At 62.2% G+C, this 19,492-nt stretch carries 19 protein-coding genes; 11 read left to right on the top strand and 8 right to left on the bottom strand.

Features of this window, described 5'->3' with window-relative positions:
• Positions 1-16: 16 nt before the first annotated feature.
• From HS961_RS23065 to HS961_RS23040, 6 genes are read right to left on the bottom strand one after another with little or no spacing between them, the layout of a single operon-like run.
• The gene (locus HS961_RS23065; RefSeq protein ID WP_182325730.1) at positions 17-4,177 is read right to left on the bottom strand and encodes a pilus assembly protein; all 4,161 of its coding nucleotides are present in this window, start codon (positions 4,175-4,177) and stop codon (positions 17-19) included.
• A gap of 37 nt (positions 4,178-4,214) precedes the next feature.
• Positions 4,215-4,847: a pilus assembly PilX family protein gene (locus HS961_RS23060; RefSeq protein WP_182325729.1), complete on the bottom strand. Its 633-nt coding sequence runs from the start codon at positions 4,845-4,847 to the stop codon at positions 4,215-4,217.
• Entirely contained in the window at positions 4,841-5,953 is a 1,113-nt protein-coding gene (locus HS961_RS23055; protein ID WP_182325728.1) for a PilW family protein, read from the bottom strand. Before HS961_RS23055 ends, HS961_RS23060 begins: the two co-directional genes overlap by 7 nt.
• Positions 5,950-6,429 (bottom strand): type IV pilus modification protein PilV, encoded by a 480-nt coding sequence (pilV, locus tag HS961_RS23050; protein ID WP_182325727.1) that lies wholly within the window; start codon positions 6,427-6,429, stop codon positions 5,950-5,952. Before pilV ends, HS961_RS23055 begins: the two co-directional genes overlap by 4 nt.
• 11 nt (positions 6,430-6,440) lie before the next feature.
• On the bottom strand, positions 6,441-7,037 hold the full coding sequence (locus HS961_RS23045; protein WP_182328405.1) for a pilus assembly FimT family protein: 597 nt from the start codon (positions 7,035-7,037) through the stop codon (positions 6,441-6,443).
• A 29-nt stretch (positions 7,038-7,066) separates the two neighbouring features.
• Positions 7,067-7,519 carry a type IV pilin protein gene (locus HS961_RS23040; protein WP_182325726.1) on the bottom strand — a complete coding sequence of 151 codons (453 nt, stop codon included), beginning with the start codon at positions 7,517-7,519 and terminating at the stop codon, positions 7,067-7,069.
• A gap of 227 nt (positions 7,520-7,746) precedes the next feature.
• Here HS961_RS23040 and gph point away from each other — a divergent pair, with 227 nt between their 5' ends.
• From gph to trpC, 8 genes are all read left to right on the top strand, one after another.
• The gene (gph, locus tag HS961_RS23035) at positions 7,747-8,445 is read left to right on the top strand and encodes a phosphoglycolate phosphatase (protein ID WP_182328404.1); all 699 of its coding nucleotides are present in this window, start codon (positions 7,747-7,749) and stop codon (positions 8,443-8,445) included.
• A 37-nt stretch (positions 8,446-8,482) separates the two neighbouring features.
• Positions 8,483-8,893: an adenosylmethionine decarboxylase gene (speD, locus tag HS961_RS23030; RefSeq protein ID WP_182325725.1), complete on the top strand. Its 411-nt coding sequence runs from the start codon at positions 8,483-8,485 to the stop codon at positions 8,891-8,893.
• 273 nt (positions 8,894-9,166) lie between these two features.
• Positions 9,167-10,666, top strand: a complete 1,500-nt coding sequence (trpE, locus tag HS961_RS23025) for an anthranilate synthase component I (RefSeq protein ID WP_182325724.1) — start codon at positions 9,167-9,169, stop codon at positions 10,664-10,666.
• The gene (locus tag HS961_RS23020; protein ID WP_182325723.1) at positions 10,663-10,992 is read left to right on the top strand and encodes a chorismate mutase; all 330 of its coding nucleotides are present in this window, start codon (positions 10,663-10,665) and stop codon (positions 10,990-10,992) included. The genes trpE and HS961_RS23020 overlap by 4 nt, the downstream gene beginning before the upstream one ends.
• A gap of 2 nt (positions 10,993-10,994) precedes the next feature.
• Positions 10,995-11,567, top strand: a complete 573-nt coding sequence (locus tag HS961_RS23015) for an anthranilate synthase component II (protein ID WP_182325722.1) — start codon at positions 10,995-10,997, stop codon at positions 11,565-11,567.
• On the top strand, positions 11,567-12,226 hold the full coding sequence (locus HS961_RS23010) for a LysE family translocator (RefSeq protein WP_182325721.1): 660 nt from the start codon (positions 11,567-11,569) through the stop codon (positions 12,224-12,226). The genes HS961_RS23015 and HS961_RS23010 overlap by 1 nt, the downstream gene beginning before the upstream one ends.
• A 29-nt stretch (positions 12,227-12,255) precedes the next feature.
• On the top strand, positions 12,256-13,287 hold the full coding sequence (trpD, locus tag HS961_RS23005; protein WP_182325720.1) for an anthranilate phosphoribosyltransferase: 1,032 nt from the start codon (positions 12,256-12,258) through the stop codon (positions 13,285-13,287).
• Positions 13,288-13,316: 29 nt separating this feature from the next.
• Positions 13,317-14,117 carry an indole-3-glycerol phosphate synthase TrpC gene (gene trpC, locus HS961_RS23000; protein ID WP_182325719.1) on the top strand — a complete coding sequence of 267 codons (801 nt, stop codon included), beginning with the start codon at positions 13,317-13,319 and terminating at the stop codon, positions 14,115-14,117.
• A 40-nt stretch (positions 14,118-14,157) separates the two neighbouring features.
• Here the strand turns inward: trpC and HS961_RS22995 are convergent, their stop codons facing one another.
• A complete protein-coding gene (locus tag HS961_RS22995; RefSeq protein ID WP_182325718.1) occupies positions 14,158-14,553 on the bottom strand; it encodes a DUF5329 domain-containing protein in 396 nt (131 codons plus the stop codon).
• A gap of 257 nt (positions 14,554-14,810) precedes the next feature.
• Here HS961_RS22995 and HS961_RS22990 point away from each other — a divergent pair, with 257 nt between their 5' ends.
• On the top strand, positions 14,811-16,517 hold the full coding sequence (locus tag HS961_RS22990) for an enterochelin esterase domain-containing protein (protein ID WP_238347718.1): 1,707 nt from the start codon (positions 14,811-14,813) through the stop codon (positions 16,515-16,517).
• 34 nt (positions 16,518-16,551) lie between these two features.
• A complete protein-coding gene (locus HS961_RS22985) occupies positions 16,552-17,244 on the top strand; it encodes a uracil-DNA glycosylase (protein WP_182325717.1) in 693 nt (230 codons plus the stop codon).
• A gap of 9 nt (positions 17,245-17,253) precedes the next feature.
• On the opposite strand, the gene HS961_RS22980 is transcribed toward HS961_RS22985, so the two are convergent.
• On the bottom strand, positions 17,254-18,183 hold the full coding sequence (locus tag HS961_RS22980; RefSeq protein ID WP_182325716.1) for a LysR family transcriptional regulator: 930 nt from the start codon (positions 18,181-18,183) through the stop codon (positions 17,254-17,256).
• A 237-nt stretch (positions 18,184-18,420) separates the two neighbouring features.
• Between HS961_RS22980 and HS961_RS22975 the strand changes: the two genes are divergently transcribed.
• The gene (locus tag HS961_RS22975; RefSeq protein ID WP_412101617.1) at positions 18,421-19,440 is read left to right on the top strand and encodes a Bug family tripartite tricarboxylate transporter substrate binding protein; all 1,020 of its coding nucleotides are present in this window, start codon (positions 18,421-18,423) and stop codon (positions 19,438-19,440) included.
• The last annotated feature ends 52 nt before the right edge of the window (positions 19,441-19,492 follow it).

Here is a 19,492-nt window from a genome sequence, read left to right as displayed (position 1 = left end):
GCTGAGGGTATGGCTTTTATTGGCCAGTGATCAACTCACGCCAGGAAACACGCCGGGTCTTCTGGTTGCTAGAGGCTACGGGGATCTCAATGGTCACCGTCGTGCCGTTGGACAGGTTGACGATGGCCACCACCTTGCCATTGGGCAGGCGCACCAGCGTCGCGGCACTGGCCAGCGCTGAGATGCCGTTGCTGGACAGCAGGCCGCCGATATCACTGCTGCCGGGAACCGCCAGGCCGGTGCGGTAGTTGACGTAGATGATATTGCTGGTGCCGCCAGGGCTGCAGGCGCTGTCATCGCTAGGCACATTGGTGGTGAACACCAGTGTGCCCAGTTGCAAGGCAGGATCGGTGTTGGCGCGCTCGCCCGAGGCAGGCAGATCGGCGTACCAGCCACGCATGGTGTCAAAGTCCACATCAAAGCTGACGGTAGAGCTGGCGGTACGCTTGTTGTTGCTGTCGGCATAGGTCTGTTTGACAAAGCAGTTGACCTTGCTGGTGCCCGAGCAGGTGCTGTCGCGCGGGTTGCCATAGGCGCTGTTGCTGTCCTTGATCGCGTAGATGGACTGCACATCGGTGTTGGCGATGTCTGAAACACCCAGGTAGCGGCCGGTACCGATAAACACCACACGCGCATCACCCACCTTGCTGACCTGCGGCCGGGCGGTGATGGGTTGTGCGGTACTGCTGTACTGCAAGGTAGCGAGTTTGGTCACCGGTGCCGTGCCGCCAGCGGCGGTTAGTGCGCTGATATCCATGCGCCAGACATTGCCCAGCAAGTCGCCGCCATACACGGTGCTGGCCTTGTTGTTGGTCATCGCCGTTTCAGAGTACGCCAGGATGCGAGCCAGACCCGAGGGGTTGGCGCGTGAGCCTTCGCCGGTAGCGATTTTCTTGATGACGGCGCCTGTCTTGGCGTTCAGCACCCAGACAAAGCCGCCGCCGGTGGCACCCGTCACCTCATTGTTGTTGTAGCCAGAAGTGAGCAATACCACCCAGGTGCCATCCGACAGCTTGGTGATGACGGGCGTGCCAAAGGAGTAGCCGAGATCGGCATCGCGTGTATAGCCATTGCCCGCTGCGGTGTCGGCAGTGAACTCCCACAAAACGGTGGGTGAGGTGGGATCAGTGACGTTCAGCGCATAGAAGCCCCGGCCTCCGCGTCCCAGTCCACCCACCAGGATGGTGTGCCATGCATCGTCGTAGTAGACATCGCCTTGCTGGGGCGTGGCGTTGACGTAGTACTGGTGGTTGTTGCTGTAGTTCTTGTCGGCGAGCTTGTACAGGCGCGACAGCAGCATCGAAGGAATATAGGCCCAGGATTCGGAGCCGTTGTCGGCATTGAAGGCATGCAGCATGCCGTCATTGGCGCCCACATACACCATGCCTTGGCGGCTCACGTTGTCTGACTTGAACGTGGTGTAACCCGCGTCGGCATAGTTGAACATGGGTCGCTTGACGTAGACGGCCTGCGAATCGACGATATCGCCCAGTACATGGGTGCGCTGGCGGTAGTACGTGCTCTTGTCCGGTCCTTCGTTGCTGCGGTCGCCACGCAGGAAGTTCACGAGGTTGATGCCTGCAGCACCTGTGGTCGTACCGGCGGTGGTGCTGTTGGCCTTGGATCCCGTATCCAAGCAGGTATCACCGGCCTCGCACATTTGGGACAGCGAGCTGATGGCGCTGAGGTTGAACAGACTGCGCATGGTTGCATCCATCGATCCCCAGTCAAAGGAGGCGCGTGCGCTGCCGTCATAGGTATAGATGCTGCGACGGGTGTAGTCCCGGTTATCCAGCGTTGGGGATGCCAGGGTTCGGTCGGATGCGTTCGAGTAAACGGTGCCGGACTGGGACCAATCAGCATCGGGGATCTGCGCACCGGTGTTCAGGTCCAGGCGATACCGCGCCAGTTCGCCATACCAGTCGACTGAGCGGAAGGTGGACTGGAACAGGAAGTTGTCACCCTGCACGGTGTTGGGGTTGCTGGTGGTGGCAGCCGCTGCATTACCGGTCGCTGCCGAGACGCTTTGCAGGAAGTTGCTCAGGCCTGTCTTGAGGGCCGCAGGGTTGCCGGCACTGTAATAGGTGCCACGGCCATTGACGGCGGCGTGCCAAAGGTCATCGATAGTGGTCTGGCTGTCAGCGACTGGGGTGGGCCAGTTGCATTGGCCTGAGTTCTGCCAGCTGCAAACACCCTTGGATCGGGTTTCTGCGGAAGTCTGGGTTCCTTTAAGAATGTCGTAATAGTCGCCACTGGTGGCGCTGGCGTAGTTGCTCTGGTAGCGCATATAGCCGGATGCACCCAGACCTACGGTGGACGTGAACATGCGCTGCTGGCCATCGGGCACGTTGTTCGATGCCACGTCGGCACCGCCGTTGCCCGTCGCGTTGCTCAGCGCCGCGGTGCGCAGGTCGGTGTTGTAGTAGTAAGCCGCTACGTCCGCCAAAGTGTTGGAGCGGTTATTACCATCTTTGTAGGGACGAGCGGCACTGCCATCCTCATCGCCAATGCTGGTGCTGCCATCGACCTGCGTGCCGCCACTGCCGTTCCAGTAGCCATCGGTAGACAGCATGGTGTAGTTGCGCTGGCAGGCGTATTGCATCGGGTCCGTAACGGTGACGCCGGATTTCTTGCCGCTAGATGCGGACGTCCACAGTTGCTGTACGCCATTGAGCTTGCCTGCATAGAGCTGGCCTGCAATCGACAGCGAGACGCGCAGCGATGTGCCGTTGTTGGGCGTGGCTGCAGTGAGCTTGGAATACCACTTGGACTTTTGCTGACCTGCTTCAGCGTTGAAGGTATTGATATTGAGGAAGTCGCTCTTGGCGTCATCCGTATTATTCTTGCTGCCGGTATTGCTGTTGTTGCCATTGTTGTTGTTGATGGTCATGTAGCCCAGGCGGAAGCTGTCATCCAGCGTGGCGAACGCATTGGATGTGGCTGTCTTTGTCATCTGCATGCGCGTGCGGTAATACGCCCACCAGTTGGCGTAATTGGTCATTTCCTCGTTATAGGTGCAGACCGTACCAGCGCAATCACTGCGGGAGGATGCTTTGGTAGTCGTGCCGGGATAGGGGTAGTTGCTGCCGCTAGCGATGCTGGTCAGGATATTGCTGCCGGGTACGTTCGAGGTAGCTCTGCCACCCGAGAACGCCGTGGCATCGACAGTCAAACTGCTAGTCTTCGTCACCGCCGGGGTGGCTGTCAGGTTGCCCAGGGTCGTGGGTGCGGTGATTGTCACCACTGCGCCACTTCTCGTCGCCGAATATCCGGCGACCGTGCAACTGCTAAACAGAGGAATACTCGCCGTGCACCGGTTGATCATGGTGACAATGGAAGCGGCAAGGTTGTTATTGCTGCTGCCGCTGGCAGAGGCCGACAATATTTCCGAACCATTGACTTTGATGCTGCTGATGCTGCGGCTGTTGCTAGCTTGGGAAACTGTCACTTGCGCAGTGGCGGATATAGGCGATATTTCCTTGCCCGGGTAGCGTGGGACTTCATAGGTCTTGCCGTCCCCGGGATCTGATTCGATGCGAGAGGCTTGGCAATCCGTCATGGTGCTATCACTGCACCAGCGCAACTTGGCTGCAATTGGGTATTCCGTCGATGCCGCCGTTTGGGTGTTGCACTCTTTCAGGTTGGCCGACTTGCAGTATTCGCCAGCGACAAAGGTGTAGAACTGCGCCCCGTAGGTGCTGCCCGTCAGATCTTGGGTGGTGCCCGCCGTTGAGGCTGTAAAGAGATTGCGTTGAATGGCTGAGGTCAGCTGGGCAGTGGCAGTCTGCACGCCAAAGCCGTCGTAGGGAACACTTTTCCAGCCCGATGTGTAGCTGGCGTAGCTGGTGCCATCGTATTTTTTGGGCGGCGTATAGGTAATGGCCGGATCGTAGTAGATACCGTTATAGCCGCTGTTGCGGATCAATGCCGGCGGGTTCAGCGTGTCATTGCCCTCGCCCTGGTTGACCCAGTCGGGCATAAAGTCCCACTTCATACTCCCCGAGTCATCCAGCACAAAGAAGATATTGGGCTTGACCTGGGTGGCGGTGGAGGTTTGCAGGGGGGCGGTGGCCAGATCGGTACTGGCCATGGCGTGCACGGCGATCAGCAGCATGCTCACGCTGATGGCTTTAAACAAAGGCCTGCCGAGTGCTGTCGGTTTAGATAAATAGGTCATGGCAGCGTATCCAAAAGATAGTTGCTAAAAAATTGTCTTACATGGCCACCATGGCTTGGACGAAGCTCACGGTGTGGTTAGGGCCCTGTACGCGGACGGTTACGCGGTAATACACCTGGCTGACGGAGTACAGGTTGATGCCCTGTGTGTCACAGCTGCTGCCGCTGGCGCAGGTACCGCCCGAGGAGTTTGGGGAGGTGGAGCAGAACACGCCGGTGCTTCCGCTGTCGCCAGCAGCGCTGCACATGCGCTGGATCACATACGCCGAGGTGTTGTCGGCGCCATCGGCAGACAGCGTCTTGACAGCATTGGTGGCGACCAGCGTTTTGTCCCAGAAGTCGGACCAGGACTGGCCCGCGACGGGGTTTTGCATCACGGCCAGGTAGCCATTGGCTTTGTGGTCACAAGCCAGCACCTTGGTGCCTGGATCGCAGGTGCCAGCCTTGCCGTTTTGCTGTTCGAGCCAGGCGATGGCATTTTCTACGCCCAGGTCGGCCGAGTTGGTGGCTGCCTTTTGAAAAGACAGATTACCGGCAATCAGGTTGGAGGTGAACACCGACTTGGTGAGCGCAAGGGAGCCCAGGATCAGTGCCACCAGCACGATCAGCGCAATGATCATGACAACGCCGCGCTCTTGATGGCGTGCAATGGGGTGGGAGCGATTCAGCATCCGCTTTCTCCTCCTTGGTAGCTGGGCTGGCCGCCCTGCCACAGCATGTTACGCAAAGGCACGGCAGTTTCGACGGTCTTGTAGCGGTAGTGCTTCCAGTCGGTGCCGTCGCCCAGGTTGAAGGCGATGCTCTCGCTACCGGTCCAGGTAGGCACCGCGTCGGTGACGACATCCTTGTCGTACTGGCTGCCGCGTGCTACCACCGCCAACCGGACGGTCAGCAAGCGTGCCCATTCACAGGCTGGAAAAACGCTGGAGCTGGGGGTGGTGCGGTCAAAATCCGTGACTACACCTGTCATCGTGCCAGCAGTCTTGTCGTGCCCGTATTGCGCCAGGAAGCTCAGCACGTTGTTGCCCACAGGAACCCAGACATCGCTGTTGAGCGTGCTGGTATAGGAGGTCTTGCTGCAGTTGTAGGCGGTGTAGTCGCATACCGTGAGGTTGCCGTTGCGCACGGCGTAGGCCCGGACAATGGGCTGTGCACCCAGGTTGTAGATCACGTCGCCGGCCTTGATACCACTCAAACCTGCTGCCACGGCGATGGATCCATCGCCAGGAACATTGGTGACGCGGTCGGTTTTGACGGCGCAGGTGGCGGTGCGGGGAAGGGGTAAGGCGATGGCTCTGTCGTTTTCCGCAAAGGTGGGTGCCGTGGTCATCTTGTACGAGGTGCTGGAGCTGGCCGCAATCACGGCATCTCCCTCGGCCGGACTATTGCTGCTGCCGTACATCACCAACAGCGTATCGGTGTTCGCGTCGCCTGCCGGTACCAGGTTGGTGGCAGGGTTGATAACCACAGGGCCAATGCGGAGGCCTGTGGTCAGCACACTGCTTTCATTGGAAGGCGTGAAGGTCCAGGTGCAACCCAGCAGATTCAGCGAGTTGAGGCCATAGCCGGACATGCGGATGTCGCGCTCCAGTCCGGACAGTGCGATGGATGCATTGATCTGCGCATCGTCTCCACTGGTGGTATTGCGCCGAGCACCGTCGGATTGCATCAAGACCTGGGTCATGATGATGACCGCGATCATGCCGATGACCACGGCCACCATGATCTCGATCAGGCTGAAGCCCGCTTGGCGCGAGCGAGAGAAGGAAGTAGTCATTTGATGACGGCAATGGCGGTGTATTGGTGAGCAGAACTCTCGTTGTGGGCCTGCCACTTGATGACGATCTCCGCTTGCGTGCTGACGGCAATGCCAGTAGCACTGGCAGGGCCGTCCGTGAAACTGATCGTTGGCTTGAGGCTGTCGCTGCCTTTCACGCCGGGCAGCTTGGAGCCCTCCACGGTTTCGAGCCAATGGGTGAATCCGTCACCGGTGGCGCTGAAGTTGGTGCTCAGCGTGGCATGGTTGCTCGCCCACATACGGCTGATCAGGTCATTGGCCAGCGAGGCTGCCTTGGCGCGGTCTTCCGCAGCGGTGGCCTGTTTGATCGATGCGGCTTGCAAGCCAACCACCCCCAGAATGCCCAGCGAGAAGATAAGGATGGCGATCAGCGCTTCAAGCAACAACATGCCACGCTGCTGCGATGGCGGCTGGCCGTGGTGTTGCTGGCGCTGAAAACGGGTAGCAGACTTCATGGCAGGCTCCTTCAGCACTTGAGCGCATCGCCCGCCGTCGAGATGGCCGGGTCGCACATGCGCACTTGACCAGCGGGGCTGACGCTGATGTTGAGACAGCGGATTTCGCCACCCGCTTGGACGCAGCTGCTGTCAGCGGCGGTGATTTGCACGGTCATGGCCTGGGGCGCCGTCGTGGTGGGCTCGGTCGTACTGGCCTGCTGGCCTAAACCGTTGAATGCGAAAACAGTTTGCGAGGCATTTATCGTGATGTTGGCGGTATTGGTGACTGCGCCCTTTTGCAAGATCTTGGGCGCGGTGCTGTCGTCGATAGCGCTGGCACAGCTGGATGCCGGGTTGGAGGCGGATCCCAGGCTCATGACCCAATAGTGGCCGCTGGAGCTGAGGCTGCAGTCGCCGTTCAAGCTGTCTACCACTTGCACGCGCACCACCTGGTTGCGGCGAACGGCTTCGGCACGGGCAGCTTGCATGCTGTTATGCAGGCTGTCGGCCGCTGTGCGGATGCGTGAATTCTTCATCCATACGGCCATGGAGGGCATACCCAGCATCAGCACGACGGCGACGATGGTCAGGCCGATCATCAACTCAATCAGGGTCATGCCGCGCATGCGCGGCCCGGCAAGCGGGCGCACAAGGCCTAGCATGTACCGCCCTTGCCAGTGATCCAGCAGCTGTTGGACGTTGTCCAGCCGCTGGGCACGGCCGTCGTGGCTTTACCTGCAGCCTGATTGACGGTATAGGTAAAGCCGCTCATGGGCCCTTTGCCGGTCGCGGTCAGTGTGTAGACGGTATCCGAACTGGCCGAGCAGCTGATATTGAAATACTTGCCGGTGTTGTTGTCCGCTGGCAGTGCGCCGCAGGCGCTGTCTGCATTGCGGTACTTGCGGTTGTCCTGGAACCACTGCTCCATCCGCACCTGGTAGGTGGACAGTGTTGCGGTGGCCTCGGGGATACGTCCTCGCGTCACGTAATCGCGGTAAGAGGGCAGTGCAATGGCAGACAGAATGCCGATGATGGCCACCACGATCATGACTTCAATCAGCGTAAAGCCCTGTTGCCAGGGTCGGGTGGGGGAGAGCTTGCGGATCATGCAATCACCATGACTTTGTTTATTGGGAATAGCTATGTTGTTATAACTTGCGAGTTTGGTGACATTAAAGCAATCGGGTGGCGATAGGGGATCGGCCGGAGCCAGTGGCGGTTTCGAGGTGACGAACGGTGTAACTGGGTGTGGAAGGCATGTAGATCATGCTTCCGCGCAAACTGGGGCAGAATGGCGCGGCACTGTCTACCGAGCCCATGTTTGGGCTGAATGCCATGTTTGAACTGAAGAAAATGTTCCCCGACTGCGAAGCCGTCATCGTCGATCTCGACGGAACCATGGTCGACACCATGGGGGACTTTGCCGAGGCGCTCAACCGCATGCTGGCGGATCTGCAACTGCCGGCGATTGATGTGCCGACCATCGAGCCGATGGTGGGCAAGGGCTCGGAGCATTTGCTGCGCGCGGTGCTGACCCATGTGCTGGGGCAGATCGGCAAGCCGGCAACGGCGACTGAGATCGATAACCGCTATGCCCAGGCCTGGGAGCGTTACCAGCACCACTACCTGGCCATCAATGGCCGATTCTCGCGGGTGTATGCCGGGGTGGAGAAGGGCTTGGCGCAATGGCGCTCCAAGGGGCTGAAGATGGCCTGCCTGACCAACAAGCCGCTGTCCTTCGCCGAGCCGCTGCTGCGCGCCAAGGGGCTGCGCGATTATTTTGACCATGTGTTTGGTGGTGACTCCTTCGAGCGCAAGAAGCCAGACCCCCTGCCGCTGCTCAAGACCTGCGAGGCGCTGGGCAGCAAGCCCGCCCTGACCTTGATGGTGGGCGACAGCAGCAACGATGCCGAGGCGGCGCACAACGCAGGCTGCCCGGTGGTGCTGGTGAGCTATGGCTACAACCATGGCCAGCCGATCCGCGAGGTGGCCGCTACCGGCTATGTCGACGCGCTCAGCGAGCTGCAGGCCTGATGCCGTCGTCACCTGCAGCAATTTTTGAGACCTAGACGTGGACGGACTGCACCTGACTGCTGACCTCTATGACTGCCAGTGTCCAGCGGCCTGGCTGGTCGATGCGCAGGCGCTGGCAGCGCTGTGCAACCAGGCGGTGGCCGATGCGGGGCTGACGCGCATGCATGACAGCTGGGTGCCGTTTCCCAGCCACAACGGCCAGCCCGGCGGCGTGACCGGCGTGGTCTTGCTGGCCGAGTCGCATGTGGCGATCCACACCTGGCCGGAGCTGGGCCATGTCACGCTCGACGTCTATGTCTGCAATTTCTCGGGCGATAACTCGGGCAAGGCGCAGCAGGTGCTGGATGCCTTGGTGGGCGGTTTGCAGCCGGCGCGCTGCCTGCGCCAGCGGCTGCAGCGGGGCAGCTTGCAGGCCGGTGATGAGCCGACTGCGGGCTTGGCTGGCTGAATTCCCCGGTTTTCTGTTATTTCCAGCGTGCTCTGGGGATTCGTTTGCTACACTAGGCGCCATGTTCATCCATCACGCAGTCATTACAGGTCGTTCCGACCGGGGAGCTTGGCCCTGGCGTAAGCCTGTATCTATGCCTGTTTGACTGCCGCTGGGTAACACGCCCCAGCGTGCGCCCGAGGGCTGGTTGCAAGACCAGCCCACCAAAGATGAACTGCAGCGCACGATACGCACACATCCAGCGTGCGCTGCTCAAGCTGGGGATGGTTCTTCGTGATCACCGAACTCGAATTCAAAAGTCTGGCCAACCAAGGCTACAACCGCATTCCTCTCGTTGCAGAAGCATTTGCGGATCTGGAAACCCCTCTCTCCCTGTACCTCAAGCTCTGCCATACGCATGATGATGGCAAGCACAGCTTTTTGCTCGAATCCGTCGTCGGGGGCGAGCGTTTTGGCCGTTACAGCTTTATTGGGCTGCCCGCCCGCAGCCTGCTGCGCGCCAGCGGCTTTGGCGCCGATGCCCGTACCGAGGTGGTGACCGATGGCCAGGTGGTCGAGACCCATGCGGGCAATCCGCTGGATTTCATTGCCGATTACCAAAAACGCTTCAAGGTTGCGCTGTCGCCCGGTCTGCCGCGCTTTTGTGGCGGCTTGGCGGGCTATTTTGGCTATGACGCTGTGCGCTATATCGAGAAAAAGCTCGAAAACAGCTGCCCGCCTGACAGCCTGGGCACGCCCGATATCCTGCTGCTGCAGTGCGAAGAGGTCGCCGTTATCGACAACCTGTCGGGCAAGCTCTACCTGATTGTCTACGCCAACCCGGGCGAGGCTGAGGCCTATTCCAAGGCCAAAAAGCGGGTGCGCCAGCTCAAGGAGCAGCTGCGCTACTCGGTCAGCGTGCCGCAGATCAAGGCGGGCGAGAGCTACCCCTCCGAGCGCAGCTTTGCCAAGGCCGATTACCTCCAGGCGGTGCTGGAAGCCAAGGAGATGATTGCCGCCGGCGACTTCATGCAGGTACAGGTGGGCCAGCGCATCCAGAAGCGCTATACCGAAAACCCGCTGTCGCTGTACCGCGCGCTGCGCTCGCTCAACCCCAGCCCCTATATGTACTACTACCACTTTGGAGACTTCCAGGTGGTGGGCGCCAGCCCCGAGATTCTGGTGCGCCAGGAGAAGGTCGAAGAAGGGCAGAAGATCACGATCCGCCCGCTGGCCGGCACCCGGCCGCGCGCCGCGACGCCGGAAAAAGACAAGGCCACCGAGCTGGAGCTGATCAACGACCCCAAGGAACGGGCCGAGCATGTGATGCTGATCGACCTGGCGCGCAACGACATTGGCCGCATTGCCAAGACCGGTTCCGTCAAGGTCACCGAGGCCTTTGCGGTGGAGCGCTACAGCCATGTGATGCACATCGTCAGCAATGTCGAAGGCATCCTCCAGGACGGCATGACCAGCATGGATGTGCTCAAGGCCACATTCCCGGCCGGCACTCTCTCTGGCGCCCCCAAGGTGCATGCGATGGAAGTGATCGACCAGCTCGAACCGGTCAAGCGCGGCATCTATGGCGGCGCCTGCGGTTACCTGAGCTTTGCCGGTGATATGGACCTGGCCATTGCGATCCGCACCGGTGTCATCAAGGACGGCATGCTCTATGTGCAGGCGGCAGCCGGCGTGGTCGCCGACTCGGTGCCCGAGCTGGAATGGAAAGAGACCGAACACAAGGCCCGCGCACTGCTACGCGCTGCTGAACTCGTTGAAGAAGGACTGGAATGACCCGCGCTATCGACAAAGTAGAAGACTGCAACACCATGGCCGATGTGCGCCGTAATGTGAATGCACTCGACGACATCCTGGTGCCGCTGCTGGTGGAGCGCGGCGGCTACATGACCCAGGCCGCCAAGGTCAAGAACAACCCCGAGCTGGTGCGCGATGAAGACCGCATCGAGACCATCGTCAGCCGCGTGCGCGAACGCGCTGCGCTCGAAGGTGGCCAGCCCGATGTGATCGAGGCCATCTACCGCGCGATGATGGAGGCCTACATCGCCTACGAACACCGCGAACTGGCCCGCTTGCAGGCGGGCGGCACACCCCGGGAGTGACGATGAAAAAACTGTTGATGGTCGATAACTACGACAGCTTCACCTACAACATCGTGCAGTACTTTGGCGAGCTGGGGGTGGAGGTGGTGGTGGTGCGCAATGACGAAACCTCGCTCGAGGCCATCGCTGCCCACCAGCCCGATTGGCTGGTCATCTCGCCCGGTCCCTGCTCGCCGGCCGAAGCCGGTATCTCCATCGCGGCGATCCAGCACTTTGCCGGCAAGCTGCCGATTTTGGGCGTATGCCTGGGACACCAGGCGATTGGTGCAGCCTTTGGTGGCCAGGTGGTGCGGGCCGTGCAGCAAATGCATGGCAAGACCAGCGTGATCACTACCACGCAAGCCGGTGTGTTTGCCGATCTGCCTGCGCAATTCACCGTCAACCGCTACCACTCGCTGGTGATCGAGCGCAGCAGCTGCCCCGATTGCCTGGAAGTAACCGCCACCAGTGAAGATGGCGAAATCCAGGGCGTGCGCCACAAGAGCCTGCCGATCCAGGGTGTGCAGTTCCACCCCGAGAGCATCCTTACCGAGCATGGCCACGCGATGCTGAAGAACTTTCTGGAGCAGCGCTGATGATCGAGCTGCACCAGTTGCTGATGTTCATGGCAGCTGGCTGGCTGCTCAACCTCACCCCGGGCCCGGATGTCTTCTACATGCTCAGCCATGCAGCGCGCCAGGGCTGGCGTGCCGGCCTGGTGGCCAGCGCCGGTATCACCGCCGGCTGCATGGTGCATGTGACGGCCGCTGCGCTGGGTGTGGGCGCGCTGCTGGCTGCATCGGCCACCGCCTTTAGCGTGCTCAAGTGGCTGGGCGCGGCCTATCTGCTGTGGATGGGTGTGCAGATGCTGCGCAGCAAAAACAATAGCAAGCTGATGGCGCCTGCCGATAACGCTCCGGGGTTGACCGAGACGGGCAGCAGCTTGGCACGCATCTTCTGGGGTGGCTTCTGGACCAACGTACTCAACCCCAAGGTCGCCATCTTCTTTCTGGCCTTTATTCCGCAGTTCATCGCCGCCGACTACGCCCACAAAAGCCTGGCCTTTGCCGCGCTGGGTCTGCTGTTCAACCTGAACGCCATTCCCGTCAATATGCTCTGGGTCTGGATGGGTGCCGGCATGGCGCGGCGCGCGGGCTGGTTGTGCAAGCGGCTGCACTGGCTGGACCGCACGGCCGGCGCCATGTTCATTGGCTTTGGCCTCAAGCTGGCGCTGACCGACAAGCCCGGCGCTTGATTCTCTCCCCCGATACAGCGAGAACCTCCATGTCGATTACTCCCCAAGAAGCGCTGCAGCGCACCATCGAGCACCGCGAAATCTTCCATGACGAGATGCTGCACCTGATGCGCATGATCATGCAGGGGGAGCTCTCCCCGGTGATGACCGCCGCCATCCTGACGGGCCTGCGCGTCAAGAAGGAAACCATTGGCGAGATCAGCGCTGCCGCCCAGGTGATGCGCGAGTTTTCCAACAAGGTCCATGTGGCCGATCGCAACCACCTGGTCGACATCGTGGGCACCGGCGGCGATGGTGCCAACACCTTCAATATCTCCACCTGCTCGGTGTTTGTGATTGCCGCTGCCGGTGGCAAGGTCAGCAAGCATGGCGGGCGCAGTGTCTCCAGCAAATCGGGCAGTGCCGATGCGATGGAAGCGTTGGGCGTCAATATCCAGCTGAACCCCGAGCAGATTGCCCGGAGCATTGCCGAGGTAGGCATCGGCTTTATGTTTGCGCCCAACCACCATCCGGCGATGAAGAACGTGGCGCCCGTGCGCAAGGAGCTGGGCGTGCGCACCATCTTCAATATCCTGGGGCCGCTCACCAACCCGGCAGGTGCCCCCAATATCCTGATGGGCGTGTTCCACGAAGACCTGGTCGGTATCCAGGTGCGGGCCTTGCAGCGCCTGGGCGCTGAGCATGCGCTGGTGGTCTATGGCCGCGACGGTCTTGACGAAATCAGCCTGGGTGCCAGCACCCTGGTGGGCGAGCTCAAGGACGGCGTGGTGCGCGAATACCAGATCCATCCGGAGGACTTTGGCATCCAGATGGTCGGCACCCGCGCCTTCCGCGTGGACAATGCCGAGCAGTCCAAGGCGATGCTGATGGGCATCCTGCAAGGTGAGCAGGGCCCTGCGCGCGATATCGTCTGCCTCAACGCCGGTGCGGCGCTGTATGCGGCCAATGTGGCCAGCTCGATCGAAGACGGCCTGCAGCGCGCCCGCGCTGCGATTGACAGCGGTGCGGCCCTGCAAAAGCTGCAGGACCTGGTGGCCCTGACGCGCCAGCTGGCCGCCTGAGCGGGCGGCCCCCCAACAAGGAAAAAAATATGTCCGATATTCTCAAAACCATTTGCGAAGCCAAAGCCATTGAAGTGGCCGACGCCAAAAAGCGCTACCCCTTCGAGGCCATGCGCCGCGATGCCGAAAGCCGTGTGCTGACCCGTGACTTTGTCGGCGCGCTGCGCAGCAAGATCGACCAAGGCCATGCCGCCGTGATTGCCGAGGTCAAGAAGGCCAGCCCCAGCAAGGGCGTGATCCGTGCCGACTTTGACCCAGCCGACATTGCCCAGAGTTACATGGTGGGCAATGGCAAGGTCAGCGCGGCCTGCCTGTCGGTACTGACCGACCGCCAATTCTTCCAGGGCGAGCCTGATTTTCTGAAGCAAGCCCGGGCCAGCACCTTGCTGCCGGTGCTGCGCAAGGATTTCATGATCGATCCCTACCAGATCTATGAATCGCGCGCGATGGGCGCCGACTGCGTGCTGCTGATCGCCGCCTGCCTGGACGACGCCCAGATGGCCGACATGGAGCAGATCGCACGCAGCCTGGACATGGCGGTGCTGGTCGAGGTGCATGATGGCGCCGAGCTGGAACGTGCACTGAAGCTCAAGACGCCGCTGATCGGCATCAACAACCGCGATCTGCGCACGTTTGAAGTCAGCATCCAGACCACCCTGGATCTGCAAAAACAAGTGCCTGCGGACCGCCTGCTGGTGACCGAATCGGGCATCGCCAGCCCGGAAGATGTGAAGACCTTGCGCGATGCAGGCATCCACGCCTTCCTGGTGGGCGAGGCCTTTATGCGCGCCGATGAACCGGGCGACGCGCTGGCCAAGCTGTTCGCTTAAAGCAAAGCAGCTGAGAAAAACCAGTAGCGGTGCAATGCCGCTACTGCGCTGTGCGTGTTTTGGCCAGCTGGGCCTCAAACCACTGCTGGCTGCGCAGCTCCGGCTGGCCCGGGCAGCGCACCAGATAGGGCTTGCTGGTCATGCTGCTTTGGCTGGCAGCACGGGCAATAAAGTCTTCGGCCGTGGGCGCCAATGCCTTCTTTTGCAGGTAGCTGTACTTGCGCTCCAAATGCGCGCTGGCCTCGCTGGCGCTGTACCACTGGCCATTGCGGGCAAAATCGCAGCCTGACTGCTGCAAGGCCTTGAACAGCGATTGAATTTCCCGCTCGGTGGTCTCCTTGCTGGCGCCGCTGGTTGTTTGCGCGCCTGCTGTCAGGCTGAACAACAAACAGGCAGTGGCGAGGGCCTGGGTCCATGGGTTTTGACGGTGGCTCATAGCGAATCGGCGGTGTGGTGGGCTAGTCAGCGATGGCGCTGTGCTAGTATCAATTGCGAATAATTCCCATTCCTATAAATCAGGGCTGGGCGTTTTCTATTCTCCCCCCATTTTTCCGAGGCGACTCGTCCGCTGCCAAGCAGGGGCGGTCGCCTGGTGTGCTCTTGTCTTCCATGCCCATCCATGATCCCCTTCCTTCCGCTGCGCCCGTCCTCTTCGCTCCCCAGTCAGCATCGCGTTTGCTTTTGCGCTGTCGCATGGCCAGTGCAGTGCTGGGCATGATGCTGCTGGGCGGCTGCGCCAGCGCCCCGGATCGGCTTGCGCCCGCCCAGGTGCTTGGTGTGGAGCAAACGGTGCAAGGCCAGCTCGCCCCTGGTACACAGCTGCGCTGGCAGCTGGATGCCCAGCAGGTGCCCGCTGGCAGTGTGGTGCGCGGCGAGGTCGATGGCAGCGGCGTGCAGCTGGATGTGCAAGATGCGGCAGGCGGCCATTTGCGGCGCCTGCTGCGCAACGATGGGGTGGGGGAGGGCTTTACCTGGCAGGCCCAGGCGGGCGAGCAGCTGGTGCTGCATGGGAATGCACAGCCGGCGGTGGCTTATACCAGCAGCAGCGCAGCGGCCGGCCAACTGCCAGCGCAGGCGACTGTTGGCCATTACCGCATAAAGATCCAACGCGCCTGGGCCCCGCGCGCCGACCAGTCAGTGGCCCTGCCCAACAAGCCGCTGCAAAGCCCGCGCCTGCAGGCCTTGGCGCGCGATCTGGAACGTGGCGGCAGCACCGATGCGTTTTGGCAAGAGATGGCCGAGCGCGGCACACCCTTGGTGGAGCCCTGGAGCGACAAGGAGCGGCTTGTGAGCTTTCTGTGGCGGGGGGCGCAGCACAGCGTTCGCCTGTTTGGCAGCCCCTCGGGTAACCATGAATCACTACAGCGCCTGGGCAGCTCGGATGTCTGGTGGAGCAGCTTTGTGATGCCCAGCGATGCGCGCCTGAGCTATGGCATGGCGCCCGATGTGCCCAATATCGAGGGCACGGCGATTGAGCAGCGCCGCAGCATTCTGGCGACTTTGCAGCGCGACCCCTTGAACCCGCGCAGCTGGGCCGCGTCGGACGATGGCGCTGCAGCGGTGGACCAATACCAGGGCCGCTCGGTACTGCAGCTGCCCGACGCGCCGGCGCAGCCCTGGTCGCAGCCGGCCAGCGGGCCGTTGCCGGGCGATCTGCAGCGCCACTGGCTGCATTCGGCGGCTTTGGGCAATGGCCGCGATGTCTGGATCTACCGCCCTGCGGGCTGGGCCCAGGCCGCCCCGGACCAGCGCGCGTTGCTGGTGCTGTTCGATGCCCATGCCTATCTGCGCCAGGTACCCACGCCGCAGATCGTTGAGCGTTTACAGGCACAAGGCTTGATCCCCGCCACGGCCGTAGTGCTGGTAGCCAATGCCAGCAGCGAGCTGCGCAATACCGAGCTGCCGCCGAACCCCGTCTTTGCCGATTTCATGGGCCTGCAGCTGATGCCCTGGCTGGCCGGGCAGGGAGTTGATGTGCCCGCAGTGCGCACGGTGATTGCCGGCTCCAGCTATGGCGGCTTGGCATCGAGCTATATGGCGCTGCGCCATCCGGAGCGCTTTGGCAATGTGCTGAGCCTGTCAGGGTCGTACTGGTGGGCGCCGGAGGCCGATGCGCCCAATGCGATGGCGCGCTGGTGGGCGGCAGCGCCCCGCAAGGACATCCGCTTTTACCTGGATGCGGGCCTTTACGAAAGCGCACGCGGCGGCCAGGCCGGCATCCTGGAAACCAGCCGTGAGCTCGGCGATGTGCTGCGGGCCCAAGGCTACCGGGTGACCCAGCTTGAGCACAGTACCGGCCACGACTATGTGCACTGGCAGGGGTCGATCGCCTGCGGTTTGGTGGCGCTGCTCAATCCAGCCGCACTGTCTTCGTTGCAAGCTGAGTGCAAAGGGCGATAGCCGACGGGCGCCGCGCAGCGTGCACAATGCGGGCATGCAACTGACCTCTGAAGCGCTCCATGACCACCAGGTGGCTGCCGGCTGGCAAGCCACGGTGGACCAATTCTTCAACAGCCCCAAGGGCCAGCAGCTGTCGCTGTACCTGCAGCAGCGCCTGGACGCTGGCGCGGTGATTTTCCCGCCCGAGCCGCTGCGCGCCCTGCGTCTGACCCCGCCCGAGAGCGTGCGCGTGGTCATCCTGGGGCAGGACCCCTACCATGGGCGCGGCCAGGCCGAGGGCCTGGCTTTTTCCGTGGCCTCCGGTGTGCGCCTGCCGCCATCGCTGCAAAACATCTTCAAGGAAATGCAGCGCGACCTGGGCGTGCCGTTTCCGCCGTTTCCCGATCCGGGTGGCAGCCTGGTCAAATGGGCCACCCATGGCGTGCTGCTGCTCAACACCTGTCTGACGGTGGAAGAGGGCCAGGCCGCCAGCCACAGCGGCAAGGGCTGGGAGCTGCTGACCGATGCGCTCATCCGCCAGGTGGCCGAGAGCGACAAGCCGGTGGTTTTTATGCTCTGGGGCAACCATGCGCAGAGCAAGCGCGCGCTGATTCCGCAGGACCGGGGCCATTTGGTGCTGACCAGCAACCACCCGTCGCCACTGTCCGCCTTGCGCCCGCCGGTGCCGTTTATCGGCAATGGGCATTTCAGCCAGGCGCAGGCGTTTCGCAAGCAGCTGGGGCTGTAAAACCGGGGCTTAGCGCCGTCCTGGGAGCGCCTGCAGCTCTTGCACCAGCAGCCCCAAAAAGGCCTGGGCGGCGGCGGGCAGCTGGCGGCCCGCCAGGGTTTGCACCTCGATATCGCGCAGGTCCAGGCCGGCATCGGTCAAGGGGCGGGCGACCAGGCTGCCCGCTGCCAGCATATGGCGTACTCCCACTTCGCTGGACACGGTGACACCGCCGCCATGCAGCGCAAAATTCAGCAAGGTCTTGGCATGGTTGGTGGTCAGCACCGGGTCCAGCTGCAGGCCCTGGCGGCTGCAGGCCAGGTCGATCATCTGGCGGATCGCGGTCTCAGCCGGTGGCAAGGCCAGCGGGTGCTGGGCCAGCTCGGCCAGGGTGAGCGATGCCTGGCGGGCCAGCACATGCCCGGGTGGCAACACGGCCAGCACTGGCGCGCTTTGGCGGTGCACCACGGCAATGTTCTTGAGCGGCGAGATGCTGAAGCGCAAGCCAATATCGGCCTCACCGGCCAGCAGCTTGGCGGAGACCTGCAAGGTCGGCACCATGCTCACTTCAAACCGCAGGCCCGGGTGCAGGCGTGCAAAGGCCACGCAGGCCTGGGGCAGCAGCTCATTGGCAAAGGCATCGGAGGTGGCGATGCGCACCAGGCCGGCGCGCAGGCTGTCGAGTGCATGGATGGCATCGATGGCCTGTTCGGCATCCAGGCTGATGCGGCGCGCCAGCTCGGCGAGGATCTCCCCGGCCGCCGTGGGCTGCATGCCCCGCGCATGGCGCTCGAACAGCGCCGTGCCCAGCTGGGCCTCCAGCCCGCTGATCTGGCGGCTGACGGCCGAGCTGGCCACATGCAGGCGCAGGGATGCGGCGCTGACCGAGCCGCACTGCACCACCTCGTGGAAGTAGCGCAGGGCGGTGTCCTGCAGATGCGCGGGCTGGCGGTGGGGCATGGTGGTATTGCTCAAATAGATGGGTTAAGCATAAACCCATTGCCGTATCGGCAAAGCTACCTTGCCAAATCGGTGGTGGTGCCTGCTGTCACAGGCTTTTAATATGCAAAGCTTCACGCAGGCGCCTTTGCCCTCGCGCGCATGGCACACCCGCTGTGGGCGCATAAGAACCGGTTGTTCTGGCCCGCGCCACAAGCGCAGAGTGCTTCGCAGATGTTTTGCAACTCGCTAACCACCATGCCAACTACCCCTTTGCTTTCTTCTCACATGCCTGGCCGCCGGCCACTGCTCGCCGGCCTGGTGGCTGGCACGGCGCTGGCTGTGCTGTCTCCTTTCGCCGCTGCGCAAGGCGGCCAATGGCCTGAGCGCGCGATCCGCGTCATCGTGCCCTTTCCGCCCAGCGGCGCGACCGACCTGGTGGCCCGCGTCGTGGCGCAAAAGGTGTCGCAGGAGCTGGGCCAGTCGCTGGTGATCGACAACCGCCCGGGCGCGGGCGGCACCATTGGCACGGCCGAGGCCGCCAAGGCCAGCGCCGATGGCTACACCCTGCTGTTCACCACCAGCAGCACCCATGCGATCTCGCCGCACCTGATGCCCAAGCTGGCCTACCGCGCCGACAAGGACTTCACCCCGATCGCCCATGTGGCCGATGCCGCCAGCGTGCTGCTGGTCACCAACGCGCTGCCGGTCAAGACCGTGCAGGAGCTGATCAGCTATGCCAAGGCCAACCCCGGCAAGCTGAACTACGCCACCAGCGGCAATGGCACCATCGTCCACCTGAACACCGCTGCCTTTGCGGCCCAGGCGGGCATTACCTTGACCCATGTTCCTTACAAGGGAACGGCCCAGTCGATCAGCGACTTGGCCACCGGCCAGGTGCATATGCTGTTTGACTCCATCCCCACCGGCATGCCCCATGTTGCCAGCGGCCGCCTGCGTGCGCTGGCCGTCACCAGCGCCGAGCGCACCCAGTTGGCCCCTCAGTTGCCTACGGTGGCCGAATCTGGCCTGCCCGGCTACGCGTCGGTGACCTGGTTTGGCGTCTATGCGCCTGCGGGCCTGAAGCCCGAGCTGACCGCCAAGATCAATGCCGCCTTCAACAAGGCCATGCAAAACCCCGAAGTTATCGCCAGCCTGGCCAAGCTCGGTGCCGAAGTGGCCAAACCTGGCACGCCAGCGCAGTTTGCCGATCTGGTGAAGGCCGACAGCGCCCGCTGGGCCAAGGTCATCCAGGACAACCACATCACGCTCGACTAAGCGTTGCCACCACAAGCCTCTGGCGGTCGTTGCCGCCCCGGCTGCCATCTCG

It is taken from the genome of Comamonas piscis, assembly GCF_014109725.1.
GTDB classification, from domain to species: Bacteria; Pseudomonadota; Gammaproteobacteria; order Burkholderiales; family Burkholderiaceae_C; genus Comamonas; species Comamonas piscis.
This window is presented reverse-complemented; position numbering and strand designations above follow the sequence as displayed.

Excerpts from the sequence above, each read along its gene's own strand:
- trpD (WP_182325720.1), top strand. The coding sequence starts at position 12,256 with ATGTCGATTACTCCCCAAGAAGCGCTGCAGCGCACCATCGAGCACCGC.
- HS961_RS23020 (WP_182325723.1), top strand. The coding sequence starts at position 10,663 with ATGACCCGCGCTATCGACAAAGTAGAAGACTGCAACACCATGGCCGAT.
- HS961_RS23010 (WP_182325721.1), top strand. The coding sequence starts at position 11,567 with ATGATCGAGCTGCACCAGTTGCTGATGTTCATGGCAGCTGGCTGGCTG.
- HS961_RS23060 (WP_182325729.1), bottom strand. The coding sequence starts at position 4,847 with ATGCTGAATCGCTCCCACCCCATTGCACGCCATCAAGAGCGCGGCGTT.
- HS961_RS22995 (WP_182325718.1), bottom strand. The coding sequence starts at position 14,553 with ATGAGCCACCGTCAAAACCCATGGACCCAGGCCCTCGCCACTGCCTGT.
- HS961_RS22990 (WP_238347718.1), top strand. The coding sequence starts at position 14,811 with ATGGCCAGTGCAGTGCTGGGCATGATGCTGCTGGGCGGCTGCGCCAGC.
- HS961_RS23055 (WP_182325728.1), bottom strand. The coding sequence starts at position 5,953 with ATGACTACTTCCTTCTCTCGCTCGCGCCAAGCGGGCTTCAGCCTGATC.
- HS961_RS22985 (WP_182325717.1), top strand. The coding sequence starts at position 16,552 with ATGCAACTGACCTCTGAAGCGCTCCATGACCACCAGGTGGCTGCCGGC.
- HS961_RS23045 (WP_182328405.1), bottom strand. The coding sequence starts at position 7,037 with ATGCGCGGCATGACCCTGATTGAGTTGATGATCGGCCTGACCATCGTC.
- HS961_RS23040 (WP_182325726.1), bottom strand. The coding sequence starts at position 7,519 with ATGATCCGCAAGCTCTCCCCCACCCGACCCTGGCAACAGGGCTTTACG.
- HS961_RS23015 (WP_182325722.1), top strand. The coding sequence starts at position 10,995 with ATGAAAAAACTGTTGATGGTCGATAACTACGACAGCTTCACCTACAAC.
- HS961_RS22980 (WP_182325716.1), bottom strand. The coding sequence starts at position 18,183 with ATGCCCCACCGCCAGCCCGCGCATCTGCAGGACACCGCCCTGCGCTAC.
- gph (WP_182328404.1), top strand. The coding sequence starts at position 7,747 with ATGTTTGAACTGAAGAAAATGTTCCCCGACTGCGAAGCCGTCATCGTC.
- pilV (WP_182325727.1), bottom strand. The coding sequence starts at position 6,429 with ATGAAGTCTGCTACCCGTTTTCAGCGCCAGCAACACCACGGCCAGCCG.
- trpC (WP_182325719.1), top strand. The coding sequence starts at position 13,317 with ATGTCCGATATTCTCAAAACCATTTGCGAAGCCAAAGCCATTGAAGTG.
- HS961_RS22975 (WP_412101617.1), top strand. The coding sequence starts at position 18,421 with ATGCCAACTACCCCTTTGCTTTCTTCTCACATGCCTGGCCGCCGGCCA.
- HS961_RS23065 (WP_182325730.1), bottom strand. The coding sequence starts at position 4,177 with ATGACCTATTTATCTAAACCGACAGCACTCGGCAGGCCTTTGTTTAAA.